Origin of the sequence: Paenibacillus sp. MAEPY2, from assembly GCF_000499205.1 — a bacterium.
Classification (GTDB): Bacteria; Bacillota; Bacilli; order Paenibacillales; family Paenibacillaceae; genus Paenibacillus; species Paenibacillus vandeheii.
In genome coordinates, this window is sequence record NZ_AWUK01000013.1 from 354,685 (window position 1) to 377,676 (window position 22,992).

Sequence of the window (22,992 nt, forward strand, 5' to 3'; positions counted from 1 at the left end):
CTTTATTTAGCAGTAACTCCGTATTCTGACATCCAATCCTTGATTCCCTGTGTACTTCCTCCCCAGCCCTCAACGTACTCGGACAGCTCTGAAGTGGAGATTTGTTTGTCAGGCAGCGCATCACGCTGTACATACACCGGATTAAGAACCACTTGATCCTCTGTCTCATCCCCATTCAGCTTCTGGTACGCATAACGAACCTGAACACGCCCAATGTCTGTAGGATCAACGGCGGCAGAAGCCACCCAAGGGTTTTTCGGATCCTGGATCATCTGCAAATCTTCATCACTCATGTCAATACCGTATACCTTGATCTCGTCACGTCCTGCTTGCTGAATAGCACGCGCTGCACCTTTGGCGAACTCATCCCATGCAGTCCATACCGCTGTAATTTCACCTTTTGGATATTGTTTCAGAATCGCTTCCATTTTGGCTTGTGTATCCAGCGCCGGATTCTGTGCTGAACCAAACGTTGCAATCTCCTTGATGTCCGGGTTCTCTTTCAAGAACTTGCCATAAGCAACCTGACGACGTTCCATTGGCGCAAAGCCAGCAACCCATACTTTTACGATGTTGCCTTGTCCATTAATATCTTTTTTCATTTGCTCCAGCGTAAGCTCAGCCATCTTCTGATCATCTTGGGACAAGACTGTTGCTCCCGGAACACTAATGTCTGCATCGAACACAACAACCGGAATGTTTTGTTCTACTGCTTTTTTCACGCCAGGCTCCAGCAAGGAATCCCCGTGATCCGTCAGAATAGCATCGAACTTCTGGTTAATTGCGCTATCGAGCAACGATACCATTTTGGCTTTATCATTATCGGCGACAAACGTAGTCAGTTCTCCACCGAATTTTTCGATTTCTTCTTTAACCCCTTGCACATATTGCTGCGAGAACGTACCTGTGTTAAATTCCATAATCAATGCAATGCGTTTTCCACTGAGTGGACCTGTTACTGCTTCAGTTTGAGGCTTGTCCTCTGTCGTGCCAGAAGCTGTAGTTGAAGCAGGCTCTTTTTTAATTCCGCAAGCGGACAGCGCCAATGTAAATACAAGCAGCACACTCAACCATACCCATTTTGTATCTTTCCTTCTCATCTCTTTCTCCCCCTGTTCACACTCTCTGTGATCTCGATCACAATCGTTGAATATTAATATAACGGCTAATCCCTAGTATGTAAATGGGTTTTAGTAATTTAAAGCTAAAACTCGCTAAGTTTTTTTAGAAACCAAATCATCTTATCCAGTTCATCCAGAATCATGAAAATAACACAAGAAAAAGACCGTAAAGGGGGGCCTTTACGGTCTTTTGGCCTTACAGAATAATGGCGATCAATCCACCTGAACCTTCGTTAATGATACGTCCCAGTGTCTCTTGCAGCTTGTATCGTGCGTTATCTGGCATCATCGCAATTTTACCCTGAATGCCTTCTCTCACGATGGAATGCAGCGAACGACCGAACATATCTGAATCCCATACCTTGATTGGATCGTTCTCGAAGTCCTGCATCAAGTACCTCACCAGTTCCTCACTCTGTTTCTCCGTTCCGATAATCGGTGCAAACTCCGATTCCACATCGACCCGGATCATGTGAATGGATGGTGCGGTTGCTTTCAGGCGGACGCCGAACTTCGTACCCTGCCGGATGAGCTCTGGTTCATCCAGTGCCATCTCGGCGAGGGATGGAGCTGCGATACCGTAGCCGGTCGTTTTGACCATCTCCAGCGCTTCAGCGAAGCGATCGTACTCCCTCTTGGCATGGGAGAATTCCTGCATCAACTGCAGCAGATGGTCCTTGCCTCGAATTTCAATACCAACGACTTCCACGAGGATCTGATCGTATAATTCATCCGGTGCATACAGATCAATTTCTGCCACACCCTGCCCCATGTTCATGCCGCTCAGACCGGCACGGTCGATGAATTCATATTCCATGAACTGAGCAACAACCCGATCCACATCACGCAGCCTGCGAATATCCTTAACGGTATCGCGCACGGAGTTTTCGTAGTTGCTGCGCAGCCAGTGATTTTCGTTCAGGACCATTACCCAGCTCGGCAGATTCACATTCACTTCATGTACAGGGAACTCATACAGCACTTCGCGAAGCACACCTGTCACATCGTCTTCTGTCATTGTAGCTGCACTGAGAGTCATGACCGGAATGTCATACTTGGCAGCAAGCTCGCTGCGCAATTGCAGCGCTTCTTCACTGCGAGGGCGAGTCGAGTTGATCACCAACACGAATGGTTTTCCCACTTCCTTCAGTTCAGCAATGACACGTTCCTCAGATTCCACATAGGAGCTCCGGGCAATCTCCGCAATCGTGCCATCTGTTGTGACCACGACACCCAGTGTTGAATGCTCCTGAATGACCTTGCGTGTGCCAATTTCGGCAGCTTCCTGGAACGGAATCGGTTCTTCAAACCAAGGCGTGGAGATCATGCGTGGTCCATTCTCGTCCTCGTATCCCTTGGCACCTTCCACTGCGTAACCTACACAATCCACAAGGCGCACATTGACATCAAGTCCCTCTGCGACCTTGATTTGAACCGCGTTATTCGGTACGAATTTTGGCTCTGTAGTCATGATGGTTTTGCCAGCTGCGCTCTGGGGCAGTTCATCTACTGCCCTGGCACGGTCTGCCTCGTTTGTGATGTTTGGCAGCACAATCGTTTCCATGAAACGTTTGATAAATGTTGATTTACCTGTCCGGACTGCGCCGACAACCCCGAGATAAATATCCCCTCCGGTCCGCTCGGCAATGTCCTTAAAAATGTCCACTTTCTCCAATGAAATCCCCTCCCTAAATTACTCCGAAGGAAAAATGCTAAAGAGCATCCGCTTCGTTTTTTCAATCAGAAGACTGAAATCCCTGCAACGGTAGAGCCGCCTTTGTGAGTGCCCGGAAGTCGTCCGCCGCCGAACGTTGCATTCTGATGAAACCGGCGAAAGCGGCGTTAACTCGTACATGCAATTGGACTAGTATCATCTTATGTATCCGTATGCAGCATTATGACGCGTATTTTTTGTTTTTTTCTCAAGGTAGTGACCTTAAGAGAATCGCCCCGCTCTCGGACTGCGCGTCTTTATTTCAATCTACTTTATGAGCGTACCAAAGCTTTTATGCCGGTTCCTTGCTGAGAACAAGAAGTTTCATCGTTATTTTCCCATGAACACAGCGGATTTTCTTTTTCCCGCCGATCGATCAAATGGATATACCATAATTGAAATCAGCATGTTCGAAGGCCGAACAAATCAAGTCAAAAAAGAGCTTATTCAGCAATTATTCACTCGAATAAATGAACAGTTAAAGCTGTCACCCAATGATGTGGAAATTACCATATTTGAAACACCACGCAGTCATTGGGGTATTCGAGGATTGCCTGGCGATGAACTTAACTTGAGTTATAAAGTGGAGGTCTGAACAAATTATCTGAGTATAGCTTACGGACCATATGATGTGACTTTAAACCAACATACAAGAAAGAGATATCCCGTAATGCGGAATATCTCTTTTTTTAGGGCCAATCATTGGATTGCATGCATTCGAATCGAATAAATGCCTCATGATTATTTTTTTGCAATCGGAGTGTTGTTCTGCCACGTGTAGGCGACCGATTTTACAGGGACAAAATAAGAATGCTCCAGCAAAAATTCACGCATATCTTCCACGTTCGTTGGAGTCTTCTCTGACTTCTCTACAGCCTGCATAATGTCAAAGGCATAATCCACATAGACATTGCCCTCGTCATCCATCATGAAAGGCAGTTCCTGACCTGAATATACACTATTCAACGTAACCGCTGGGGCACCAGCCTGTGCAGCTTGTTCCATATCTACAGCGTATAGATCCGGATACAGTTCTTCCCCGCGTGGCAGTTGATTGTTATGTACGGACTTATACTGATTAACCATTCGTTGAACATCATTTACTTTCTGCACGGTTTGAAGATCCATGACTTTAATTGTTGGCTTCACTTCTTCATCCTGAATGAGAAAGTAAGCGCTACCACCACTTTCAAACGCCGTTCCGGGTATTTCATCCAGATATCCCTGCTGTTTCAGCTTGGACAGATCGACTCTGAATTTTTCATATTTAGGTGTTTCCATATCTGCATTGATCATCGGCAAAATCCCCTGATCCTGTTGGAACGCTTCTACCGCAGTTTGAATACGGCTTACACTTTCCTTATAAGCTACTTTGGGATCGGGATTACTCTGAGATTGATACATACACCCCGTTGCTGTCATAGCAAACAACAGGAATACGAGTAGACAGGACATCTTCTGCATCTGACGCCTCTGCCCACGTGGCTTCACGTTCTTCGTCATATTCACGTTCATCCGTATCCTCCTTGAATCGTTCCACTCCGTATTCTCAGAACCAATCGTCCTCTTCCTGCTGCTGACGCTCTAGTTGTTTACGAATCGCCGCCTTCAAGGGATCCTCCGGAACATGAACCGTTACGGATCCCCGCACTTTCGCCTGACAAGATAGCCGGATGCCTGCATCCAGCAGCGAACCCAGCTTATGCTTCTCCGCATCTGTTGGTGGATGCAGCGCAGCAAAATATTCCGCATCTACTTTCACCTTACACATCAGGCAGGCTGCCTTTCCATCACAACGAGTTGCTATCTTTACCCCTGCACGGCGTGCAGCATTTAGCAGCGTTACCCCTTGCTTTAGCCGAATCGTCTTATTTTGTGGTAAAAAAGTAATATTGTAATCCATAACTCTTCCTCCCTCAACCTACTGAGGCCATTCGAAGCCAACAAGCTCTTCCACTTCTGCTCTGAATCGACTTGTCCATATATTTTGCTGCCCCAATAAAGTCATTAGAGGTTGATGTAATTCGGGTATCTTCCGAATCTCTCTTGCAATGGGTTCATACCGATCGGCTCGGCCTCTCATCAGATTGAACAACAGCTCATGCGCAAGCGGCATTAGTCGCAATGTGTACGAACCCACTTTCGCCTCAGGTGCATACTCGGCCAATACATGTTCAATTTCAATACGGTACCAACTTTTACGTGCCCACACTTCAAAACCACCAACCAGCTCCAACGCACATGTCCCTACCTGATAATGACTAAGCAGCGAGGCATAAGGTCCAGTCTTATCTACCACAGGCTCGTCCATCACCAATCCAGGCGCAGATTTATGCAGCACCTTCGCCGCGGTGATATCAGCGTAAATGTCAATATCTCTGGGAGCCTGCTGTAACTCCACCTGTTGGAGCAATAATCCACAGCTGCCCCCAAGCAACCATGTATGAGGCTCTGTATCCCAGGCTTTCGCCGTCTCCAGCAAAGCCGCGTGTAATTCCGGATAGCGCCCTGTCCGATCCTCCGTTTCATGCGGCCTCATCGGCTCACCTTCCTTCATCCGTTTTCGTTGTGTCAGTTCTTATGATGTGTTTATGCGGATGTTATCTCTCAGGCGAGAAAGATCAGGTTAGAGAAGCTATTCCGCCGAAAAAGCCAATCAGCATAATGAGAAAAGCAATTAACGAAAGAATTCCCCGTACAATTCCTTTCGTTTTGGCACGAGCAAACGTAATCAGGAATACAGATAGTCCCATAATGAGGATTGCGACCAATGACAGCCACATCTTGTCCATTGCGTTCATATTCCAGAGTTCTCCCCTTCAGTCCGTTATTCATCACTGACACTGTGACAATTGCAACTATTATAACACGAAACATAGCTCCACTTTCCAAAAAAAAGACAAAAAGCAAGCCGGCAGATGCCGACTCGTCTTTTTGTCTTACTCGATCGCCTGCAGAACAGGCGCGATCTATTATTTTTTCATCATCATTTTCATTAATGATTCCATACTGTTTGGGTTTAATCCGCTTTTTTTGACGGCACTCACGATATCCTGAACTGTATCCTCAGATACCGGCACTTTTGCCATGGCGGATACTTGCTTGATCAGTTGGCGCAACTGAGCTTCATTCTGCATGGTGGACGGTTTTACTGTACTCGCCAATTTTTTGACGGCACCTTCCGTAATCGATTTCCCTGTTTTTTTGTTGATCGCTTTCAGCGCTTCCTTGGAAATGTTGTTAGCCATTCGTCTCCCCTCCTCCGGCAATACTCATGTGTATAGTATGAGTGTACCGCAAAAAAGGTGAATAAGCTTTCTCATTTCGGGAAAGCCGCCTACGCGACCATCAGGAATGCCACTGCTCCCAGGTTTCAAGCGTCATGACTTCCATTTCGGTCTTCGGATCACGTCCCATCAATGCTTCAACCGCATCCCGCGGCTGTCTCTCTTGAAAAAGAACGTGATAAAGCTGATCTGCAATCGGCATTTGCACACCATATTTCTGAGAAATAAAGTGGGCGGCCTGCGTGGTCCGAATGCCTTCCACAACCATGCCCATGGAACTCAAAACATCGTCCAGCTTCTGGCCTTTACCGAGCAAGGAACCTGCTCTCCAGTTACGGCTATGCTGACTCGTCGCGGTCACGACCAAATCGCCGATTCCTGCAAGTCCGGAGAACGTGAGCGGATTCGCTCCCATCTCCACACCTATGCGTGTGATCTCGGCCAGCCCACGTGTTAGCAGCGCAGCTTTGGCATTGTCACCAAAGTTAAGGCCATCTGACATACCTGCTCCCAGCGCGATAATATTTTTGAACGCTCCCGCCAGCTCTACACCGATCATATCTCGATTTGTGTACACACGGAAATAAGCATTCATAAATAAACCTTGGGCTGCCTCGGCAGAAGCTTTATCCAGTGATGCCACAACAACCGTTGTTGGGCAACGCTTAACCACTTCTTCCGCATGGCTTGGACCAGAAAGTACAACGACACGTCCCTCTTCACATTCAAGTTCTTCCGATATGACCGTGGACATGCGTTTCAGGCTTTCTGTCTCGAAACCCTTGGTTGCATGAATGATTAACATTTCCGGTTTGTAATGGGCCTTAAGCTGATGAGCAACCGAACGCATCGCCGATGAAGGAGCAACAATTAACACAGCTGAAGCCCCTTCAACTGCCTTTGCCATATCCGTTGTTGCCTGAATACGGGGCGACAGCTCTGCATCGGGAAGGAAGCGTTGGTTGGTATGTTTAGTATTGATCTCTGTGGCCTGGTCTTCACCACGTGTCCACATGATCACATCCAGCTGATTGGCAGCCAATACACTGGCGAGTGCAGTACCCCAACTGCCCGCAACCAGAACAGCAACTTTTTTAGACAACGCGTTTTCCCCCTCCAGGGTTTTTCGATCCCAATTTATTTTCCTGTCCTTTGGCGAGCTTCGCAATATTGGTACGATGTCTCCAGAACGCAAACAGACAAATAATCAGACTTCCCCAGAAGATACTCATTGAATATCCGGGTAACACAAGGATGAAGAGCGGTGTCAAAGCTACAAAAATAAGGGAACCCAGTGAAACATATCGTGTCAATACGATGGACAGGATGGCAAATACCCCGGCGCACAGCGCAGGAATAAGTGCAAGAGTCACGAGCACACCGATTGCTGTCGCGATTCCTTTTCCTCCACGGAAACGGAAGTACAGCGGCCAGTTATGTCCTGCAATAGCAGCTATACCACTAAGTGCAGGACTCCAATTGGAACCGTCGCTGAACCAAACCCCAATCCAAACGGCCGCAATACCTTTGAGTACATCCAGCAGCAGTACCAGAATTGCCGGCCCTTTTCCCAATATCCGCAAAGTATTGGTGGCTCCTGCATTTCCGCTTCCGTGCTGACGGATATCGATCCCCCGTAGTGCTTTTGCAAGGAGGACACTAAAGCTGATTGAACCGAGCAGATAACTCAGGACAATCGCTGCGATTTGTAAAATCACAAACTTCTCCCCTAACCTTCGTCGGACTTCCTCCGAGTAAATATACGAATTGGTGTCCCTTCAAAATCAAACGCTGCACGAATTTTATTCTCCAGGTAACGTTCATAAGAAAAGTGCATCAATTCCGGATCGTTTACAAAGATAACCATGGTCGGAGGTTTAACGGCAACCTGCGTCACATAGTTAATTCTCATTCTGCGTCCTTTATCTGTTGGCGGCGGATTAATCGCCACTGCATCAGACACGACATCGTTAAGCAGATGCGTCTGAACACGCATAGAATGCTGCTGTGCTACACGCTGCACAACAGGCAACAATTTTTGTAAGCGTTGTTTTGTCTTGGCTGACAAAAATACAACCGGAGCGTAAGTCATAAACAGGAAATGATCCCGAATTTTTTTCTCAAACTCATTCATTGTTTTATCAGACTTCTCGACAACGTCCCATTTGTTCACAACAAACATAGAAGCTTTACCTGCTTCGAATGCGTAACCCGCAATGTGCTTGTCCTGCTCAATAATGCCTTCTTCGCCATTAATAACAATCAGAACAACATCTGCACGCTCAATGGCACGCATCGCACGCATTACGCTGTATTTCTCCGTGGTTTCATAGACTTTACCACGTTTACGCATACCTGCTGTGTCGATCAGCACATAACGCTGGCCGTCTTTTTCAAACGGTGTATCAATAGCGTCCCGCGTTGTTCCAGCAACATCACTGACAATAACACGTTCTTCGCCCAAAATGGCGTTCACCAATGAAGATTTACCCACGTTAGGACGTCCGATCAGAGCTACACGAATGACATCGTCATCGTAAGTCTCTTCCTCAAGTTCAGGTAATTTCTCTACGATGGCGTCGAGCAAATCTCCTACACCTGTACCATGACTTCCTGATACTCCGATTGGATCACCAAATCCAAATCCATAAAACTCATAAATGAGCTCACTACGCCCGATATTATCCACTTTGTTAACGGCTACAACGATAGGCTTACCTGAGCGGTACAACATCTCTGCGACTTCTTCATCAGATTGCGTAATCCCTGCTTTTGCATCACACATGAATACAATAACATCCGCTTCTTCAATGGCGAGCTCTGCCTGCATCCGGATTGATTTTAAAATGACGTCCTCGCCGTCGATTTCGATACCACCTGTATCGATAATGCTAAATGGTTTACCGTTCCATTCGCCGATTCCGTAGATACGGTCACGGGTAATGCCCGGCTTGTCTTCCACAATGGCTAATCTGTCGCCGATGATCCGATTAAAAATGGTGGATTTGCCCACATTCGGTCGCCCGACAATTGCCACAACGGGTCTTGCCATACATTCCACTCCTCCTGTCCATACTTACGATACTCATCATAGCAAAAAACACCTGTCTTGGCTAACGTTTCATGCCGTTATACTCGCAATAACAACAATCGGCGAACCCGCTGGGGCTCGCCGATCTTGCTTTTATTGTTCAGCAAAATATGCAGTATATAACTAAGAACCATGCATGTATAACTTATTTGAATTTGCTGAGTTTGTCACCGAAGCGCTCGCCGAGCGTGATGCTCAGACCTTGATTGCTCATGGAAACGTTCGGGTTGTTGATTTCTTCACGTGGAGCATTGTTTCTTGCTGGTCTTTCTGATTTTTGTGCTTGAGCAGGAGCTTCTTCAGTTTCCTTGATGCTCAGGCTTACACGTTGCTCAGAAGGGTTCATGTCCAAGATTTTAACTTGAACTTCTTGTCCTTCTTTCAACACTTCGTGCGGAGTGCCAATATGTTTGTGGGAGATTTGCGAGATATGCACAAGTCCCTCAACACCAGGAGCGATTTCAACAAAAGCACCGAAGTCAACCAGACGTTTTACAACACCTGTTACGATATCGCTAGAGTTGAATTTGTCGCCAGCTGTTTCCCAAGGACCTGGTTGAACAGCTTTCATGCTCAGGCTGATTTTACCTTTTTCAGGATCAACTTTCAGCACTTTTACGTTTACTTTATCGCCTTCAGACAGAACGTCCGATGGTTTGTCAACGTGTGTCCAAGCCAGCTCGGATACGTGAACCAATCCGTCTACTCCGCCTACATCAACGAAAGCACCGAATTGAGTCAAGCGTTGTACCGTACCTTCGATCACTTGGCCTTCTTGCAAACCAGCCATAACGTTAACTTTGTTTGCTTCGAATTCTTGCTCAAGTACGTCTTTTTGGGAAAGGATCACTTTGTTGTTCTCACGGTCGATCTCTTTCACTTTAACACGCAATGTGCGTCCTTTGTAATCGCTGAAATCTTCAACGAAATGGCGCTCTACCATGGAAGCCGGGATAAATCCGCGTACGCCCACGTCTGCTACCAGACCGCCTTTAACAACGTCAGCTACAACAACTTCGAATACGTCTTGGTCTTCAAAGTGCTTTTGCAATTGATCCCAAGCGTTTTCGCTGTCGATTGCACGTTTGGACAGAACGAGTTTTTCTTTCTCGTCGTCGATGCTAAGTACTTTAGCTTCAACTTCTTGTCCAACTTCAACTGCATCAGACGCGCTGTCTACGTGCAGAGAAGACAGTTCACGAATTGGAATTACACCGTCATATTTATATCCAATGCTCACATAGGCTTGGTTATCTTCCAATTTGACGATGGTTCCTTTTACGGTATCTCCTTTTTTCAAGGAAACGAATTGATCCAACTCATCTTGGGTTGCTTCTTGATTTTTCATTTCTTCCGACATGTCAAATACCCTCCTCAATTCAAAAACCCCATTATATTCAAACCTGCCTGTAGCAGAGTTCAAAACACTTTCATCACTGAATGAACATCTTTAGCTTCCCTCAAAAATATGGAAACATGCACTCAGCTGTCTGACGACGACGCCATTATTTGCTTGGCACGCCTGTCTGCACCATTTCATTAATCTTGGACATAATCTTCTCCGTCGCTCTCTCCAGCGCATCGCCGGATGGATCTTCCTTGAACTCGTCCAAATTCACTGGTGCTCCATAGACCACTTTCATCTTACGAAAAACCTTGTAGTTACCGATAATAGCAGCAGGAATAACTGTAGCACCACTTCGGAGAGCGAAGCTCGCTGCCCCTTTTTTGCCGATGCCTCCATCATTGTGTCGACTTCCCGAAGGGAAAATGCCAAGCACTTCACCATCACGCAAAATGTTGAGTGAGGTCTTGATGGATTCCTTGCTGACGCCTCCACGTTTAACTGGGAAAGCGCCTACGGCTTTGATAATTCGGCCGAAAACCGGAACATCAAACAATTCACTTTTAGCCATGAAGCGCACCTGACGGCTAATCTTGATACCTACCGTTGGAGGATCAAAGTTACTGATATGATTGGAACATAAAAGTACGCCGCCTTCTTTCGGGATGTTCTCCCGTCCAACTGCCTCCAGGCGGAAAAGAATGGTGTAAATGATCCGCAGTAATGTGCTGCAAAATGTGTAAATCATAGACCGATCTCTCCTCTGACCATTGTGCAATAAGACACGATTTTGTCAACCACTTCATGGATGCTCATCTCAGTTGTATCGAGCACGGTAGCGTCCTCAGCACAACGAAGCGGGGATACTTCCCGACTTTCATCCAATTTGTCACGGGTGGCAATGTCTCGCTCAAGTTGCTGCAACGTCAGTCCTTCTGAGGGGTCCAGTTCTTTGAAGCGGCGAAGTGCACGCTCTTCCACACTGGCAGTCATGAAGATTTTCACTTCCGCGTCGGGCAATACTGTCGTTCCGATATCGCGTCCATCCATGACGACGCCCTTGCGCAAAGCCATTTGCCGCTGTGTATCCACCAATTGCGTACGCAGCCCCTCGATTTGCGCATATCGGGACACGATTCCCGTCACTTCACGGGAGCGGATTTCCGAGGTTACATCTTCCCCATTACAGAACACTTTCTGTCCGTCGGGATCCGGTTGTAAATCAATGACCAGCTTTTGGGTTTCCTGAAGCACCTCTGGCACATCTTCCGGTGAAATACCTTTCCGAAGCATATGCAGGGTTACCGCACGGTACATTGCGCCAGTATCAACGTATATATACGCGAGCGCCTCTGCAACCAATCGGGCCACCGTGCTTTTCCCGGCACCGGCAGGTCCGTCAATTGCAACGTTCATCTTCCCGTTCTCTGATGTGTTCTGGCTTGCCAACGGGGCATTCCTCCTCAAACGATAAGCCTCAATAAAAAAACAGGCATTGCCTGCATCGTCAAAATTATACCACACTATACACATGGATGCAAAAACAGACAAATCAGTGATGCTATTATTCGTGCACCTTTTGTATCTGTATTGGTGTTCCTTCCAGACGATCAATGGAGGTCATATTTTTTTTCATATCAGGCACAAGAAGTATTAACTGGTAGATCACAAGCAGAATGAGAAGAGCTGTAATCAGTTTCAGAGCCCTTCTCTCCATTCGCTTGGACAATACATAATATAGGCGCTCGTATCTGCGGGACGCATGGCGAAGATTGTTCACAACCCGAACCTCCGTTTTTCCATTACAGTGCCCGCCACTGTCTCTTTTTATCCAGACAATCACGATTCTTATTTCGTTCGATAATCCAATTGGCGTTCAAAACAAAACTTGATGATCTTCTGCCGCTCCGAATCCGAAATCTGCACAAACTTTAACATACACAACTGTCTGCCCGTTTCCAGTGTTTTGATCCGTACCACTTCGGCTTCAAAATTCGCATGTTCAATCACTGCATTACGATAAGGAATAAGCAGCCAGCATTTCAGCTTTTGCCCTTCCGCAATAGGAAAACTGGGTTCACCGTAAATGGACAACCCACCGCCGCCAATATCTTCAGTCAAGCCCACGGCTCGGGTCAGATCTTCACCCTGTATAGCCATTTCAAGGTTTGCATGAACACGCAGAAAACTGCGACGTTGAATTTTGGTAATGTCATCCGGCAAAGGTTTGCGAATTCGTACAAGACGAACCACATCTTCTTCAAATCCGGTAACGTACGTGTTGAAATAATGACGAACCCCGTCTTCCGTAATATAAGAAATGGACAATTCCTCACCAATAAACAACCTTTTCAACCGACTGCTTCCCTGCTGCATCGGAACTTCGATCAGGAAACTATGCTCATCCACATCCGCTATGCGTGATTTATATTCTTTGCTTTCCTCTTTTTCATCTGCAGAGGCAATCTGGATGTATAAAACTTCATTTATTTTGGGAAACAAGCTGTTCACCGCCACCTTAGCTTTTTATCTTGGCATCATATGTACAAGGACTATTATACCATGACCTTTCTCATAGTGGACAACAAAAAACAGACCAACTAGTGGTCTGTTTCGTAATCTAATTGCCTTTTAACAAGCTGCTGACTTCAGGAGGTTATGTGGTCTCATTCACCGGTTTGATTTCCTCAACAGCTTCTTCCATACCTGTATCGGCGTTGATGTAAATTCTATATTTCGTGCCATTAATGCGTCCGCCGAATTCGTAACAAAGAACTTCTTTGCTGTAATCATTCTTAATGAGTGACTTACGAACGTAGCTCTCCTCGAATTCCGGATTCAGCTTTTTGCGGGCTTGTTCAACTGTGAGTGTAGCTTTTGGAATCTCCCGTTTCTTCTGATGCTCATACACGAAGTCACTTGCCTGGAAGCCGGTAACATCCCCGTTATCGAGACCTACTCGAACAGACATTTTTTCCGGATAAATCAATGTATCGCCTTGTTTGCGCACATAGGTCAGGTTACCGAGATTGCCAAACTCATCGTAATTGACCGCCTTCATATCTTTGTAACCCTTATTGGAAAGGAATTGATCCGCTTTTGACATGGCATCTTTACGTGTTACTTTCTTTGTCCCGATCGGACGAGTGTCACTGTATGAGATGAGCAGACCACCATTACGTGTAAAGTCCATCATCAATTTACTGTCTTTGGACTGATTAATCGTGGCTGTGTACGATTCCCAATCTGTGCCTTTCCCATTTTCCTGTACTTGAATCTTACTGTGCTCGGCGTCAGAAAACTTGGCAGCTTTCGTTTGGATCTGCTCTTTGGTCATCGGTAAGCCATCCAGCTTTTTCACCGAACGTTTGGCATAAATGCTGGAGACTGAAGGACCCCAGTCAAGTTCAGGGTACTCCTGTACCTTTTTGTTGACCGTCCGGAATCCATCCACGATGGTATTATCCATTGTTTGCTGTTCCGTCGCCATAGCCGACTCCGCATCCATCCAGCGCAAACGGTCCGAAATAACTTTCTGCTGAACATTTTGCAGATTTTTGGTAATCTCGGATGAATTCGCATACAGCTTTTTCAGGTTACCCATTTCCTTTTCACTTAAAGGTTCATTGGTCAGATCACGCATGGACGCTTGGTAAGCAAAGTTGGAGATGCGGGAGAGAAACTCCTCCGTTTCACTGAATGGCAGCATCGTGAGTGGCAATTGGTTAATTTCATTTTGCGCTTCACTGGTAAGTCGCCATACGTTCATCAGACCTTTACGATGCATCCCTTGGGACGTGGCATGAACCGCCAGTGTATTCCCAATCTCCGAGTGCAATTTGTCCATATGAAATGATAAATCGTGAAAAGCACGCTGGTATTGATTCTCTGCCTTGATCAGAATTGCATTTTTCTCCTGGTTCTCTTGGTATCCCCATACGAGAGCACCGATTAGCAGAACTGCAAATATCGGAAACATAACTGAACTTAAACGTTTATACATCGATAGAGTCTCCTTTCTTCTAAGCCACTACCTCTATTGTGGATCGAAGAAAGACCTCTTATGCATGCGATTTCCAGTCTGTCCAATGACGGGCTTATTACGAATGGTTCCAAGCCGTTAGTTTAATTCAATTGAACCCAGGTTGTACCGCCATCTTCCTCAATTTCGAACTGATCCCGATTGTCACACAAACACTGTTTAAAACCGGTCTCGATTCTTCCGCGTTCCTTCTTGCCTCGCAGTGTAAAACGTTCTCCACATTGTTTGCATCTGATTTTAATTTTGATTCTCATCACGCTTATCCCCGTTTCTATTTGTCTTTCCCCGGGAATTTTTATTGTTGCAGCAAAAAAAACACACCAGGGCATCAGGCGCAGGTTGCGCTCCATGTCCACCAGTGTGTCCGTATTTTTATAATTTAATCTCTTCCTCACGCTTCACAAAACGAAAAGGAGAACGATTATTGGCCCTCGTAATCTTGCCGATTGCTCCGTACCATAATCCCGCCATCAATGGCGCAATGAACCACAACCAATGATTCACCATGGTATTCATAATGACATCGTAAAGTGCATGCCAGAAGAACGGCAAAACGAGTGAAAGCATAAGAAACCAACGTTTTTTCTTGCCATCCGTGAATTTGGCCCGCCCCATGTAATAACCCATAATTACTGCAAACATGGCGTGACCCGATACAGGAAGCAAAGCACGAATAAACATGGCAGAGACGGAAGCATTCCCCGCAAAGGCATACAACACATTCTCAACCGTAGCAAACCCGAGTGAAACAGCAACGGAGTAAAGAATCCCATCATAAGGCTCGTCAAATTCAGTATGGTTATAGATAATATGGTATATCACAAACCATTTGACGAACTCTTCAACCCAACCTGAAATGAGGATGGCTTCAACATAAGGATTATCTCCAAGCCAGATCATCATGCCACGCTGAATAATCATCACAGGTAATACCATCAGAATTCCCATGAGAAAGACTCGAAATACCATGTGAAGAGGTTCAGAGTCATAACGGTCTTTCAGATAAAAGTATGTTAACAAGGCGAGACCCGGAGCTACTGCTGCCGCTAAAACCGAAAACAAAAGCACCGAAATTCCCTCCTCTGACTAAGAACGCAATTACAACTAGAGCTTAATCCTGACGTTTGAAGTGGGTGCAAATAACCTCAATCGCTTGCTCAGGCATAACAACCTTTCCATACTCTTCCATGACTGCTGGAGTAACTGAAGACCCTTCACCAAATTCAGCAAGCAGTGCAATCAGCGCTGCGTGTTTGGTGGAATCCACGTCATCCGGTTCCAAATGCAAAAACCACTTGTCTTTATAGGAATAGAGTCTTCCAGCATCCGTTACGTGCTGACGCAACATATGTGCAGCCTCAATTAGCACTTCAAAATCTTTGAATGCATAGACGATGGAATCGCTTTGCTCCAGTGTAACTTCCATCTCATATACTTCTTCAGGCAGATCATCCTCATTACCTGAACCATATTGTTGCGGATCATATTTCCCCCGGGTAACAATGACAACCATCCCTTGAGCGGGAAGTGCGAATACTTCGACAGCAAGCGGACCTGTAGCATCAAATCCAAGTTCGGAATAAGCCTGGTCCATCATTTCAGTGAACAGTTCATGAACTCTAGGTATTTCCTGCCACATATCTTCCTTTTGTATTCCGCGCTCGCTCAGATCGTCAAAGGTCAGGAAAATCCGTATCTTATCGTGACTTAATCGTTCTATTTTCATACAGGATCTCCCCTTTATAAGCAAGTCTTATAACAGATTATGAAGCACAAAACAATATGTGCTGAAAATAAATCTATGTAGTTATGTTATCATTTTATACCTCCAAATGCACGAAGTAAAATCGACAAAAAAAGAATCATTCCACATCAAAACAAGACTGTGGATGATTCTAATGGGAAGTTTTTGTTTATAAACCCGGTACTGTTGTGTTTGTTTGAGTTAAGATTTGCTCAACTTCATGTTTAACATCCGGATTGGTGCGAATAAAATCTTTAAGCATGTTCATGTTCTCTTCTTTTTCCTGCGGAGTAATCGGTTTTGCCGTTTTTTTATGCGTACTTTTGTGGGAATCTCCGCTTTGTTCGTTTGACTTGGAGCTGAACCCGTCCATACCAGGGAACGTCATCTCCATCATTTTGTGTTTGGCCTGATTCATCATGTTGCGGGATGAACCGGAAGACAGCATAGACATTTTACCTTTGGACAGCCAAGAAGTGGCTGCTACACCAATTACAACACCCCAGAAAAAGGATGACGCCTTCATTACACCAACCTCCTTTTAATGTTAAAATCACAACTAGTGTTTGCGGGAGCGCGTCATCTCATTCCGCATAAATACAGGAAAGCGAGTTGAACTCATGATTAGACACACCACCGCCTTAATTATGATCGTTTGCATGCTCTTGTCAGCGTGTGGAGCCAAGGACGAAACAACGCCTGAAACCACGATGTCCAGCAATGGATCGGTTAATTCGATGCAGGAGCAATCTAACGAGCCAACTGCCACTGGCACAAAAGAAACACAAACCACTGATTCCCAGTCCACAACGGACTCAACATCTGATCAAGAATCACCTAGGCGTGACGAAACGTCCACTACAGAAAAGGAAGGAAATGACAACACTTCCGGACAAACAACCGAAGATAATATTGAAAAAACGTATCACATGAACGCCAATTATTACATCAAACCCAACGCCAAAACGAGCGAAAGCAAGGTTGTATTGTTGACATTTGATGATGGACCTAAAGAAGAAAAAATGATTACCGGATTAATCGACACATTGGATAAACATGGCGCGAAAGCAATATTTTTTGTTAACGGATACCGAGTGAAAAGTCATCCCGAGTTGCTGGAGATCATTCATAAACGTGGTCAGGTTGTAGGAAATCATGCCTGGGATCATGAAGATCTGAAAAAAATGTCCACTACGGCAGCCGCCAAACAGGTAACCGATGTGCAAAAAATTGTAAAAGAAACGATTGGCGTGGAGCCTCAGTTCTTCCGCCCGCCGTTCGGATCCGGAAATGATGCACTGAAGGCTACAGTCAAAAATAACGGCATGTTATATATGACATGGTCCAATGGCTCACTGGATTGGGATAAGAGCACCAAAGACAAACCGGAGAAAGTCATTCAGAATGTGCTGGATCAATTAAATCCCGGGAGTAATATTTTGATGCATGAGTTGCCCTGGACGGTTGAAGCATTGGATGAGTTGTTAACCAAACTCGAACAGAAAGGCTACACATTCGTCGACCCTCGCTCCATTGAACTGGAAGCACGCTGAATTTCAATTACAATCGGTGTAGTCTCAGTGGCCAATCTGGAATTGACCCGAAGCAACATACAAAGTTAACTCAAACAGCCTTGATCCTGTGCGGATCAAGGCTGTTTATTTGAGAGCATTCTCAATGTAATGATATGCATCTCTGCTGGACAACAAAGTCTGAGTGGCAAATGATTTGTTCCATATCCTTTGCTAACCAGCATTTTACCTTCTTGCTCATTATCCTTATCATCACGTTTCAAAGAGAACCACCCGCTAGACACGGAGCGGTACGCTTTGTTTAGAAACACGGGGCCGACGCCCGGAATTACCAATTGTCCACCGTGGGTGTGACCACTCAATATCAGATCCACAGGTTCATTCAAGTGAAGAGCCTGTAAGGGGTCGTGCACGATGGCAATCTTGCAATCTTTTGTATCCAATTCAGCAAGAAGCGAATCCCCTCGCCGTGAACGATAATCAACTCCGACCAGGCACAGTTTGCTTTTGCCTTTATGAAGATAGGCGGTTGAATCTTGTAAAAGTTGAACGCGTGTATCTCGAAATATACGTTCGAGCTGCGCAATTCCTGCTCTTTTATCATGGTTTCCATACACAGTATACGCAGGTGCAATATATGATAACAAGCTCATATTATGTCTGACGATGGGCCATGAGATTCCCTTTTCTGCCACATCTCCCCCAATGATAACCCAGTCCACCTGATTTCGAAGGTGTTCCAGATCATTGTTTTTCAGCTTGCGTTTATGAATATCAGATATATACAGTATTTTGCTTCCATCAAAAGAAGACGGTAAATTCGGCACTTCAACCTCTTCTGTAACAATGTGGTGAAGATGGGCCTCCCTCCACATATGAACGAGCAATGCAATCCCGGCCAATAAAACAGCAACGACCCAGGCCAGCATTACCATGGCCATGGAAGAAAAGTATTCAGAGGAGGCGCTCCTTTTATTCCCCACCAAACCAGACTGATTGTGAGCAAAACAAATATAAAAATGAGTGAATTCACAAATCGTTTACTGAGCCGTAAACGGCGAGAAGGATGAAGCTCCGTCCGTGTAGGAAGTGAGCCCGCTTCGGAAACGGATTCTTCTGTTGGCTTTTGTTCTTTATTGGCACGTGCTGGTGCCCGCCGGGGAAGTACCGGACTTTCCAGCGATGATGTATAAGACTTGCGTTGTGATCTTGGTATAGAAACAGAGGTAATCGGTGTAAGTTCTCCTACCTCTGCGGCGGCAGCTGATTCAACGACCAGATTTGTTTGAGAAGCTTCAGGACGCTCAGATGTCTCTGTCTTATCTGAGTTACGATGGCGCTGACTGCCGTAAGTTTTCATTCTACTTAATTGCTGATTCATGATCCCCTCCGAAAACGTATCGCTAATCCAGACACCAAATCAATAATGAAATGACATAAAATAGGCGCCCATAATGTGCCGGATTGCATATAAATCCAACCCAATCCATAACTTGAGACAAATACCCAACCCGTCGGAATCCAATGCCGCAGATAGCGAATATGAATGACCGCAAATAAAATACTTGTCCAGTAAGGACCTAACGCATACTGTATGGCTCCGCGAAATAACAATTCTTCACAAACAGCAACGATGGCTGCTATGCATACAATATGCCAGATCGGACGCTGACGGAACAGCATCTCGTTAATTCCCCCATCGTCCATACTTTCTTGAGGAATAACATAAGAAAGAACCAGGTCCATAACAAGCATAATGCCAGCCAGACCAAGGCCCCACCAAATAAAATGGTAACTGTCAGGCCAAGCAAGCACATCAAACAGATTTCTCTTCTGCAATAAAATCCATACAACCCCAATGATCAAAGTTAACCCTTGTGTAAAGTATAGATTGATCAGAAGCAAACGCTCGGTAAGTTGCTGTGGTTCAGCCTTCTGAATCTTGAACTTGGGAAACTTTAATTTTTTCATCGCCTGTGTCTGTCCTCTTGACTTATATTTGATGGATAACAAGTTCGTTGTCCAATCGGATAGTATACTAAATGATAGCCAAAAAACCAAATTGGTTCAAGGCCTGCCCCAAGTCCCGTTTTTTAAGCGAAGCTTTATCAAATGCGTTATTTCATTAATGCATTAAAATCTAATTCGTAAAACAGCTTCTAATCGAGCTATTTATATCCATTAGGGAGCTCCATTCTTAATATTTGTATGCTTCCTTTGCCACTGAAGGAAATGATATAATAGTAAATCGAATTAAAACATTTAAGCCTATTGACATGCTCATGTCAGCCATGATACATTATGAAAAAATTAGTCACGTTAAACACGATGATGGAAAAAAGACGTTGCTTTGTCTTACAGAGAGCCGATGGATGGTGCAAATCGGTGGCAGGCAGATGATCTTGAGCGCTCCTGAGTTATTGCATTGAAATTGGAGTAGGTGCAATCGGTTTAGACCCGTTATCCTCTTCGGTCTTCATTGACCGCTAAGACTGTCGTTGCGAAACGGCGGTGAATTAGGGTGGTACCACGACAACTCTCGTCCCTTATTGCGCAAGCAGTATGTGGATTGAGAGTTTTTTGATTTATTTTAAAGTACAGACGTGGAATTGCCCTATTTGCTACACCTTCCTCCTCTGCTGCGACACCGCGTTGTTGGGAGGAAGAGTTCCAACGGTTTTAAGGAATGCCTCTTTCGTGAGGTGAAACCTTGACGATATAGATACACATACCTAAGGAGGAAGAAACCATGTACAAAGTGTTAGTGTCGGACCCCATTAGTGATCTGGGAATTCAGCAACTGGTGGATGCAAATGATGTTGTAGTTGAGAAGAAAACAGGTCTTAGCGAAGATGAGCTTATTGCAATTATCGGCGATTATGATGCCCTTCTGGTTCGAAGTCAGACTCGTGTAACGGATCGTATTATGACGGCAGGTACAAACCTCAAAGTCATCGGACGTGCTGGTGTAGGTGTAGATAACATTGATTTGGAAGCTGCTACCCAACGCGGTATCATTGTTATTAACGCCCCTGACGGTAATACGATTACGACATGTGAACATACATTTGCCATGATGATGGCACTGGCACGACATATTCCTCAGGCATATGCCAAAACCATTCAAGGTACTTGGGATCGTAAAACCTTCCTGGGTGTGGAGTTAAGAAATAAAACGCTGGGTGTGCTCGGTATGGGACGGATCGGTAGCGAAGTAGCTAAACGTGCCAAAGCATTCGGAATGGATATTCTGGCTTATGACCCGTTCCTCACTCAAGACCGTGCGGAGAAACTTCAAGTTAAGTTAGCTAGTGTGGATGATATCATTCGCAATGCTGATTTCATGACCGTTCACACACCATTAACACCTGAGACACACCATATGATTTCCCGCCCACAATTCGAAGTGATGAAAAAAGGCATGCGTATTATTAACTGTGCCCGCGGTGGAGTTGTTGACGAAATGGCACTTGTTGAAGCCATTGATGAAGGTATCGTTGCCGGTGCAGCCTTCGACGTATTCGAGAGCGAGCCACCAGCTGCTGATCACCCTTTCCTAAATCATCCTAGCATTATTGTCACGCCTCACCTTGGTGCATCCACAGTAGAAGCACAAGAAAATGTAGCGATCGACGTATCCGAGCAAGTCCTGCATATCCTTCGCAATGAACCGTTCAAAAACGCGGTTAACATGCCTGCAGTAGCCCCAACTGTAATGAACAAACTGCAGCCGTATTTTAAACTGGGCGAAACACTGGGTAGTTTTGCAGCTCAGATCACTCAAAATGCGGTTCAGGAAATTCGGATCGACTATGCTGGAGATCTGTCTGAAGTGGATACTTCTCCTTTGACTCGTTACATTGTAAAAGGTATTCTGGCAAGACATTTAGGCGGGGAAGCCAATATTGTCAACTCCATGCATTTAGCTAAAGTGCGGGATCTCAACGTAGTGGTTAGCCAAACATCGACCACTAAAGGGTTTACCAATCTCATTACCGTTACACTTGTAACGACTCAGGATGCTGAAGAGCGTCGTGTTGCGGGCACACTTCTTGCTGGTTACGGAGAGCGAATCGTACGTCTGGACAAATTCCCAGTGGATATTGCTCCGGAAAGTCATCAAATTTTGATTTCGCATAATGATAAACCGGGTATCATCGGACGTGTTGGGACATTGCTTGGAGAAAATGAAGTTAACATCGCCTCCATGCAGGTTGGACGTAAAATCATTGGTGGAGCTGCTATCATGATTTTGACTGTTGACAAGGAAGTTCCAAAAGACGTGCTTGTGCAACTTGCAGCCCTTCCAGAAATCAATACTGCTGTTGAAATCGTTTTGAATTAATTGCCGGATTATACACTTATAAGACAAAAAGAAGAGGCGAACCTTATCGGGTTCGTCTCTTCTTTGTAACTCAAAAATTACTTTTTAAGAGCGTAATTCATGCATTAAGCTAATTGAATAATGTTTATAGTAGCCCCTGGTGGAGAAAGGATAGCTGTAGCAACAAGCCCAAATAATTGGAACTGGATAGTAGATCCGGCTGTAACCGTCACAATAAAGTCTGATTGCAACTGACTGAGAGAGAGTACTGGGGATACAACACTCGCTGGAATAGCTGTCCCGTTAAGTAAAATACGGGATTGAATAGCAAGTGCGGCTGTCAGATTTATTTTATAAGAGATATAGTAGCGCCCTGCATTGGCAAGAGTGAAGGTATCATTCGTTCCATTGACGGTTATGCCAGTGCCTATATTTTGGTTATTCGGCAATGGAATCAATGTTCCACCCAAAATTACAACAATGGTACCACTTGTGTTCTCAGCAAATGCCGAATTCGAAGTTACAGAAGTTCCGGTTGCTCCGGTTGCTCCCGTTGCACCTGTATCTCCAGTGGCTCCAGTGCTTCCCGTTACACTGACACCAGTAGCCCCCGTGACTCCCAGTGCTCCTGTATTTCCAGTAACTCCAGTCTCTCCGGTGACTCCTGTACTTCCCGTTACACTCACACCAGTAGCTCCCGTAACTCCCGTTGCTCCTGTATCTCCGGTTACGCCTGTGACTCCCGTTGCTCCTGTATCTCCGGTATCCCCAATGACTCCAGTGCTTCCCGTT

27 protein-coding genes and 1 other annotated feature are annotated in these 22,992 nt (G+C 45.5%); of the genes, 3 read left to right on the plus strand and 24 right to left on the minus strand.

Annotated features, from left to right (window positions below; all coding sequences use genetic code 11):
• Nucleotides 1-2 precede the first annotated feature (2 nt).
• Together P364_RS0113660 and spoIVA are read right to left on the minus strand one after the other, a co-directional pair.
• The gene (locus P364_RS0113660; protein ID WP_024630673.1) at nucleotides 3-1,100 is read right to left on the minus strand and encodes a sugar ABC transporter substrate-binding protein; all 1,098 of its coding nucleotides are present in this window, start codon (nucleotides 1,098-1,100) and stop codon (nucleotides 3-5) included.
• Between the two features lie 217 nt (nucleotides 1,101-1,317).
• The gene (gene spoIVA / locus P364_RS0113665; RefSeq protein ID WP_024630674.1) at nucleotides 1,318-2,796 is read right to left on the minus strand and encodes a stage IV sporulation protein A; all 1,479 of its coding nucleotides are present in this window, start codon (nucleotides 2,794-2,796) and stop codon (nucleotides 1,318-1,320) included.
• Between the two features lie 313 nt (nucleotides 2,797-3,109).
• Between spoIVA and P364_RS0113670 the strand changes: the two genes are divergently transcribed.
• Complete coding sequence (locus P364_RS0113670; RefSeq protein WP_024630675.1) at nucleotides 3,110-3,430, plus strand: tautomerase family protein; 321 nt, start codon at nucleotides 3,110-3,112, stop codon at nucleotides 3,428-3,430.
• 146 nt (nucleotides 3,431-3,576) lie between these two features.
• On the opposite strand, the gene P364_RS0113675 is transcribed toward P364_RS0113670, so the two are convergent.
• The 18 genes from P364_RS0113675 to P364_RS0113760 all read right to left on the minus strand — a co-directional run bounded on the left by P364_RS0113675 (nucleotide 3,577) and on the right by P364_RS0113760 (nucleotide 16,870).
• Nucleotides 3,577-4,350: a hypothetical protein gene (locus P364_RS0113675; protein ID WP_024630676.1), complete on the minus strand. Its 774-nt coding sequence runs from the start codon at nucleotides 4,348-4,350 to the stop codon at nucleotides 3,577-3,579.
• A 34-nt stretch (nucleotides 4,351-4,384) separates the two neighbouring features.
• Nucleotides 4,385-4,738: a 2Fe-2S iron-sulfur cluster-binding protein gene (locus P364_RS0113680; protein ID WP_024630677.1), complete on the minus strand. Its 354-nt coding sequence runs from the start codon at nucleotides 4,736-4,738 to the stop codon at nucleotides 4,385-4,387.
• Between the two features lie 18 nt (nucleotides 4,739-4,756).
• The gene (locus tag P364_RS0113685; RefSeq protein WP_024630678.1) at nucleotides 4,757-5,374 is read right to left on the minus strand and encodes a hypothetical protein; all 618 of its coding nucleotides are present in this window, start codon (nucleotides 5,372-5,374) and stop codon (nucleotides 4,757-4,759) included.
• An 82-nt stretch (nucleotides 5,375-5,456) separates the two neighbouring features.
• Nucleotides 5,457-5,636, minus strand: coding sequence for a DUF2768 family protein (locus P364_RS0113690; RefSeq protein ID WP_024630679.1), 180 nt, complete (start codon nucleotides 5,634-5,636; stop codon nucleotides 5,457-5,459).
• A gap of 171 nt (nucleotides 5,637-5,807) precedes the next feature.
• Entirely contained in the window at nucleotides 5,808-6,083 is a 276-nt protein-coding gene (locus tag P364_RS0113695) for a stage VI sporulation protein F (RefSeq protein ID WP_024630680.1), read from the minus strand.
• A gap of 100 nt (nucleotides 6,084-6,183) precedes the next feature.
• Entirely contained in the window at nucleotides 6,184-7,224 is a 1,041-nt protein-coding gene (locus P364_RS0113700) for an NAD(P)H-dependent glycerol-3-phosphate dehydrogenase (RefSeq protein WP_024630681.1), read from the minus strand.
• On the minus strand, nucleotides 7,217-7,840 hold the full coding sequence (plsY, locus tag P364_RS0113705; protein WP_024630682.1) for a glycerol-3-phosphate 1-O-acyltransferase PlsY: 624 nt from the start codon (nucleotides 7,838-7,840) through the stop codon (nucleotides 7,217-7,219). The genes P364_RS0113700 and plsY overlap by 8 nt, the downstream gene beginning before the upstream one ends.
• A gap of 11 nt (nucleotides 7,841-7,851) precedes the next feature.
• Complete coding sequence (gene der / locus P364_RS0113710) at nucleotides 7,852-9,174, minus strand: ribosome biogenesis GTPase Der (RefSeq protein WP_024630683.1); 1,323 nt, start codon at nucleotides 9,172-9,174, stop codon at nucleotides 7,852-7,854.
• Between the two features lie 184 nt (nucleotides 9,175-9,358).
• Nucleotides 9,359-10,573: a 30S ribosomal protein S1 gene (gene rpsA / locus P364_RS0113715; RefSeq protein ID WP_024630684.1), complete on the minus strand. Its 1,215-nt coding sequence runs from the start codon at nucleotides 10,571-10,573 to the stop codon at nucleotides 9,359-9,361.
• Between the two features lie 145 nt (nucleotides 10,574-10,718).
• A complete protein-coding gene (locus tag P364_RS0113720) occupies nucleotides 10,719-11,306 on the minus strand; it encodes a lysophospholipid acyltransferase family protein (RefSeq protein WP_024630685.1) in 588 nt (195 codons plus the stop codon).
• Nucleotides 11,303-12,007 carry a (d)CMP kinase gene (gene cmk, locus P364_RS0113725; protein ID WP_024630686.1) on the minus strand — a complete coding sequence of 235 codons (705 nt, stop codon included), beginning with the start codon at nucleotides 12,005-12,007 and terminating at the stop codon, nucleotides 11,303-11,305. The genes P364_RS0113720 and cmk overlap by 4 nt, the downstream gene beginning before the upstream one ends.
• A gap of 115 nt (nucleotides 12,008-12,122) precedes the next feature.
• On the minus strand, nucleotides 12,123-12,338 hold the full coding sequence (locus tag P364_RS0113730) for a hypothetical protein (RefSeq protein WP_024630687.1): 216 nt from the start codon (nucleotides 12,336-12,338) through the stop codon (nucleotides 12,123-12,125).
• A 68-nt stretch (nucleotides 12,339-12,406) separates the two neighbouring features.
• Nucleotides 12,407-13,060 (minus strand): flagellar brake protein, encoded by a 654-nt coding sequence (locus tag P364_RS0113735; RefSeq protein WP_024630688.1) that lies wholly within the window; start codon nucleotides 13,058-13,060, stop codon nucleotides 12,407-12,409.
• 154 nt (nucleotides 13,061-13,214) lie between these two features.
• Nucleotides 13,215-14,561, minus strand: a complete 1,347-nt coding sequence (gene ypeB / locus P364_RS0113740) for a germination protein YpeB (protein WP_024630689.1) — start codon at nucleotides 14,559-14,561, stop codon at nucleotides 13,215-13,217.
• 122 nt (nucleotides 14,562-14,683) lie between these two features.
• A complete protein-coding gene (locus P364_RS37805) occupies nucleotides 14,684-14,854 on the minus strand; it encodes a hypothetical protein (protein ID WP_167666101.1) in 171 nt (56 codons plus the stop codon).
• A 118-nt stretch (nucleotides 14,855-14,972) separates the two neighbouring features.
• Nucleotides 14,973-15,668, minus strand: coding sequence for a glutamic-type intramembrane protease PrsW (prsW, locus tag P364_RS0113750; protein ID WP_024630690.1), 696 nt, complete (start codon nucleotides 15,666-15,668; stop codon nucleotides 14,973-14,975).
• Between the two features lie 43 nt (nucleotides 15,669-15,711).
• Nucleotides 15,712-16,326: a genetic competence negative regulator gene (locus P364_RS0113755; protein WP_024630691.1), complete on the minus strand. Its 615-nt coding sequence runs from the start codon at nucleotides 16,324-16,326 to the stop codon at nucleotides 15,712-15,714.
• 187 nt (nucleotides 16,327-16,513) lie between these two features.
• Nucleotides 16,514-16,870 (minus strand): hypothetical protein, encoded by a 357-nt coding sequence (locus tag P364_RS0113760; protein ID WP_024630692.1) that lies wholly within the window; start codon nucleotides 16,868-16,870, stop codon nucleotides 16,514-16,516.
• 94 nt (nucleotides 16,871-16,964) lie between these two features.
• Between P364_RS0113760 and P364_RS0113765 the strand changes: the two genes are divergently transcribed.
• The gene (locus P364_RS0113765) at nucleotides 16,965-17,897 is read left to right on the plus strand and encodes a polysaccharide deacetylase family protein (protein ID WP_024630693.1); all 933 of its coding nucleotides are present in this window, start codon (nucleotides 16,965-16,967) and stop codon (nucleotides 17,895-17,897) included.
• A 95-nt stretch (nucleotides 17,898-17,992) separates the two neighbouring features.
• Here P364_RS0113765 and P364_RS0113770 read toward each other — a convergent pair whose 3' ends face one another.
• Genes P364_RS0113770 through P364_RS0113780 form a run of 3 tightly spaced genes read right to left on the minus strand, consistent with a single transcriptional unit; the run spans nucleotide 17,993 to nucleotide 19,847 of the window.
• Nucleotides 17,993-18,817, minus strand: a complete 825-nt coding sequence (locus P364_RS0113770; RefSeq protein ID WP_024630694.1) for a metallophosphoesterase — start codon at nucleotides 18,815-18,817, stop codon at nucleotides 17,993-17,995.
• Nucleotides 18,805-19,257, minus strand: a complete 453-nt coding sequence (locus P364_RS35320) for a hypothetical protein (RefSeq protein WP_024630695.1) — start codon at nucleotides 19,255-19,257, stop codon at nucleotides 18,805-18,807. The genes P364_RS0113770 and P364_RS35320 overlap by 13 nt, the downstream gene beginning before the upstream one ends.
• Nucleotides 19,254-19,847 carry a type II CAAX endopeptidase family protein gene (locus P364_RS0113780; protein ID WP_024630696.1) on the minus strand — a complete coding sequence of 198 codons (594 nt, stop codon included), beginning with the start codon at nucleotides 19,845-19,847 and terminating at the stop codon, nucleotides 19,254-19,256. The genes P364_RS35320 and P364_RS0113780 overlap by 4 nt, the downstream gene beginning before the upstream one ends.
• 348 nt (nucleotides 19,848-20,195) lie before the next feature.
• Nucleotides 20,196-20,426 (plus strand) — a binding site (T-box leader).
• A gap of 199 nt (nucleotides 20,427-20,625) precedes the next feature.
• Between P364_RS0113780 and serA the strand changes: the two genes are divergently transcribed.
• Nucleotides 20,626-22,221, plus strand: coding sequence for a phosphoglycerate dehydrogenase (gene serA / locus P364_RS0113790; RefSeq protein ID WP_024630698.1), 1,596 nt, complete (start codon nucleotides 20,626-20,628; stop codon nucleotides 22,219-22,221).
• A gap of 104 nt (nucleotides 22,222-22,325) precedes the next feature.
• On the opposite strand, the gene P364_RS37565 is transcribed toward serA, so the two are convergent.
• Nucleotides 22,326-22,992 (minus strand): BclA C-terminal domain-containing protein (locus P364_RS37565; protein ID WP_024630699.1); only part of this gene is annotated, 667 nt, incomplete at its 5' end.

Bases quoted from the DNA above. Each gene is read 5' to 3' on its own strand.
- P364_RS35320 (WP_024630695.1), bottom strand. From the start codon at position 19,257: ATGAATCAGCAATTAAGTAGAATGAAAACTTACGGCAGTCAGCGCCAT.
- P364_RS0113660 (WP_024630673.1), bottom strand. From the start codon at position 1,100: ATGAGAAGGAAAGATACAAAATGGGTATGGTTGAGTGTGCTGCTTGTA.
- rpsA (WP_024630684.1), bottom strand. From the start codon at position 10,573: ATGTCGGAAGAAATGAAAAATCAAGAAGCAACCCAAGATGAGTTGGAT.
- P364_RS0113720 (WP_024630685.1), bottom strand. From the start codon at position 11,306: ATGATTTACACATTTTGCAGCACATTACTGCGGATCATTTACACCATT.
- der (WP_024630683.1), bottom strand. From the start codon at position 9,174: ATGGCAAGACCCGTTGTGGCAATTGTCGGGCGACCGAATGTGGGCAAA.
- P364_RS0113765 (WP_024630693.1), top strand. From the start codon at position 16,965: ATGATTAGACACACCACCGCCTTAATTATGATCGTTTGCATGCTCTTG.
- serA (WP_024630698.1), top strand. From the start codon at position 20,626: ATGTACAAAGTGTTAGTGTCGGACCCCATTAGTGATCTGGGAATTCAG.
- P364_RS0113680 (WP_024630677.1), bottom strand. From the start codon at position 4,738: ATGGATTACAATATTACTTTTTTACCACAAAATAAGACGATTCGGCTA.
- P364_RS0113695 (WP_024630680.1), bottom strand. From the start codon at position 6,083: ATGGCTAACAACATTTCCAAGGAAGCGCTGAAAGCGATCAACAAAAAA.
- P364_RS0113685 (WP_024630678.1), bottom strand. From the start codon at position 5,374: ATGAGGCCGCATGAAACGGAGGATCGGACAGGGCGCTATCCGGAATTA.
- P364_RS0113760 (WP_024630692.1), bottom strand. From the start codon at position 16,870: ATGAAGGCGTCATCCTTTTTCTGGGGTGTTGTAATTGGTGTAGCAGCC.
- P364_RS37805 (WP_167666101.1), bottom strand. From the start codon at position 14,854: ATGAGAATCAAAATTAAAATCAGATGCAAACAATGTGGAGAACGTTTT.
- P364_RS0113675 (WP_024630676.1), bottom strand. From the start codon at position 4,350: ATGAACGTGAATATGACGAAGAACGTGAAGCCACGTGGGCAGAGGCGT.
- P364_RS0113690 (WP_024630679.1), bottom strand. From the start codon at position 5,636: ATGAACGCAATGGACAAGATGTGGCTGTCATTGGTCGCAATCCTCATT.
- P364_RS0113780 (WP_024630696.1), bottom strand. From the start codon at position 19,847: ATGAAAAAATTAAAGTTTCCCAAGTTCAAGATTCAGAAGGCTGAACCA.
- P364_RS0113770 (WP_024630694.1), bottom strand. From the start codon at position 18,817: ATGGCCATGGTAATGCTGGCCTGGGTCGTTGCTGTTTTATTGGCCGGG.
- P364_RS0113755 (WP_024630691.1), bottom strand. From the start codon at position 16,326: ATGAAAATAGAACGATTAAGTCACGATAAGATACGGATTTTCCTGACC.
- P364_RS0113670 (WP_024630675.1), top strand. From the start codon at position 3,110: ATGAGCGTACCAAAGCTTTTATGCCGGTTCCTTGCTGAGAACAAGAAG.
- ypeB (WP_024630689.1), bottom strand. From the start codon at position 14,561: ATGTATAAACGTTTAAGTTCAGTTATGTTTCCGATATTTGCAGTTCTG.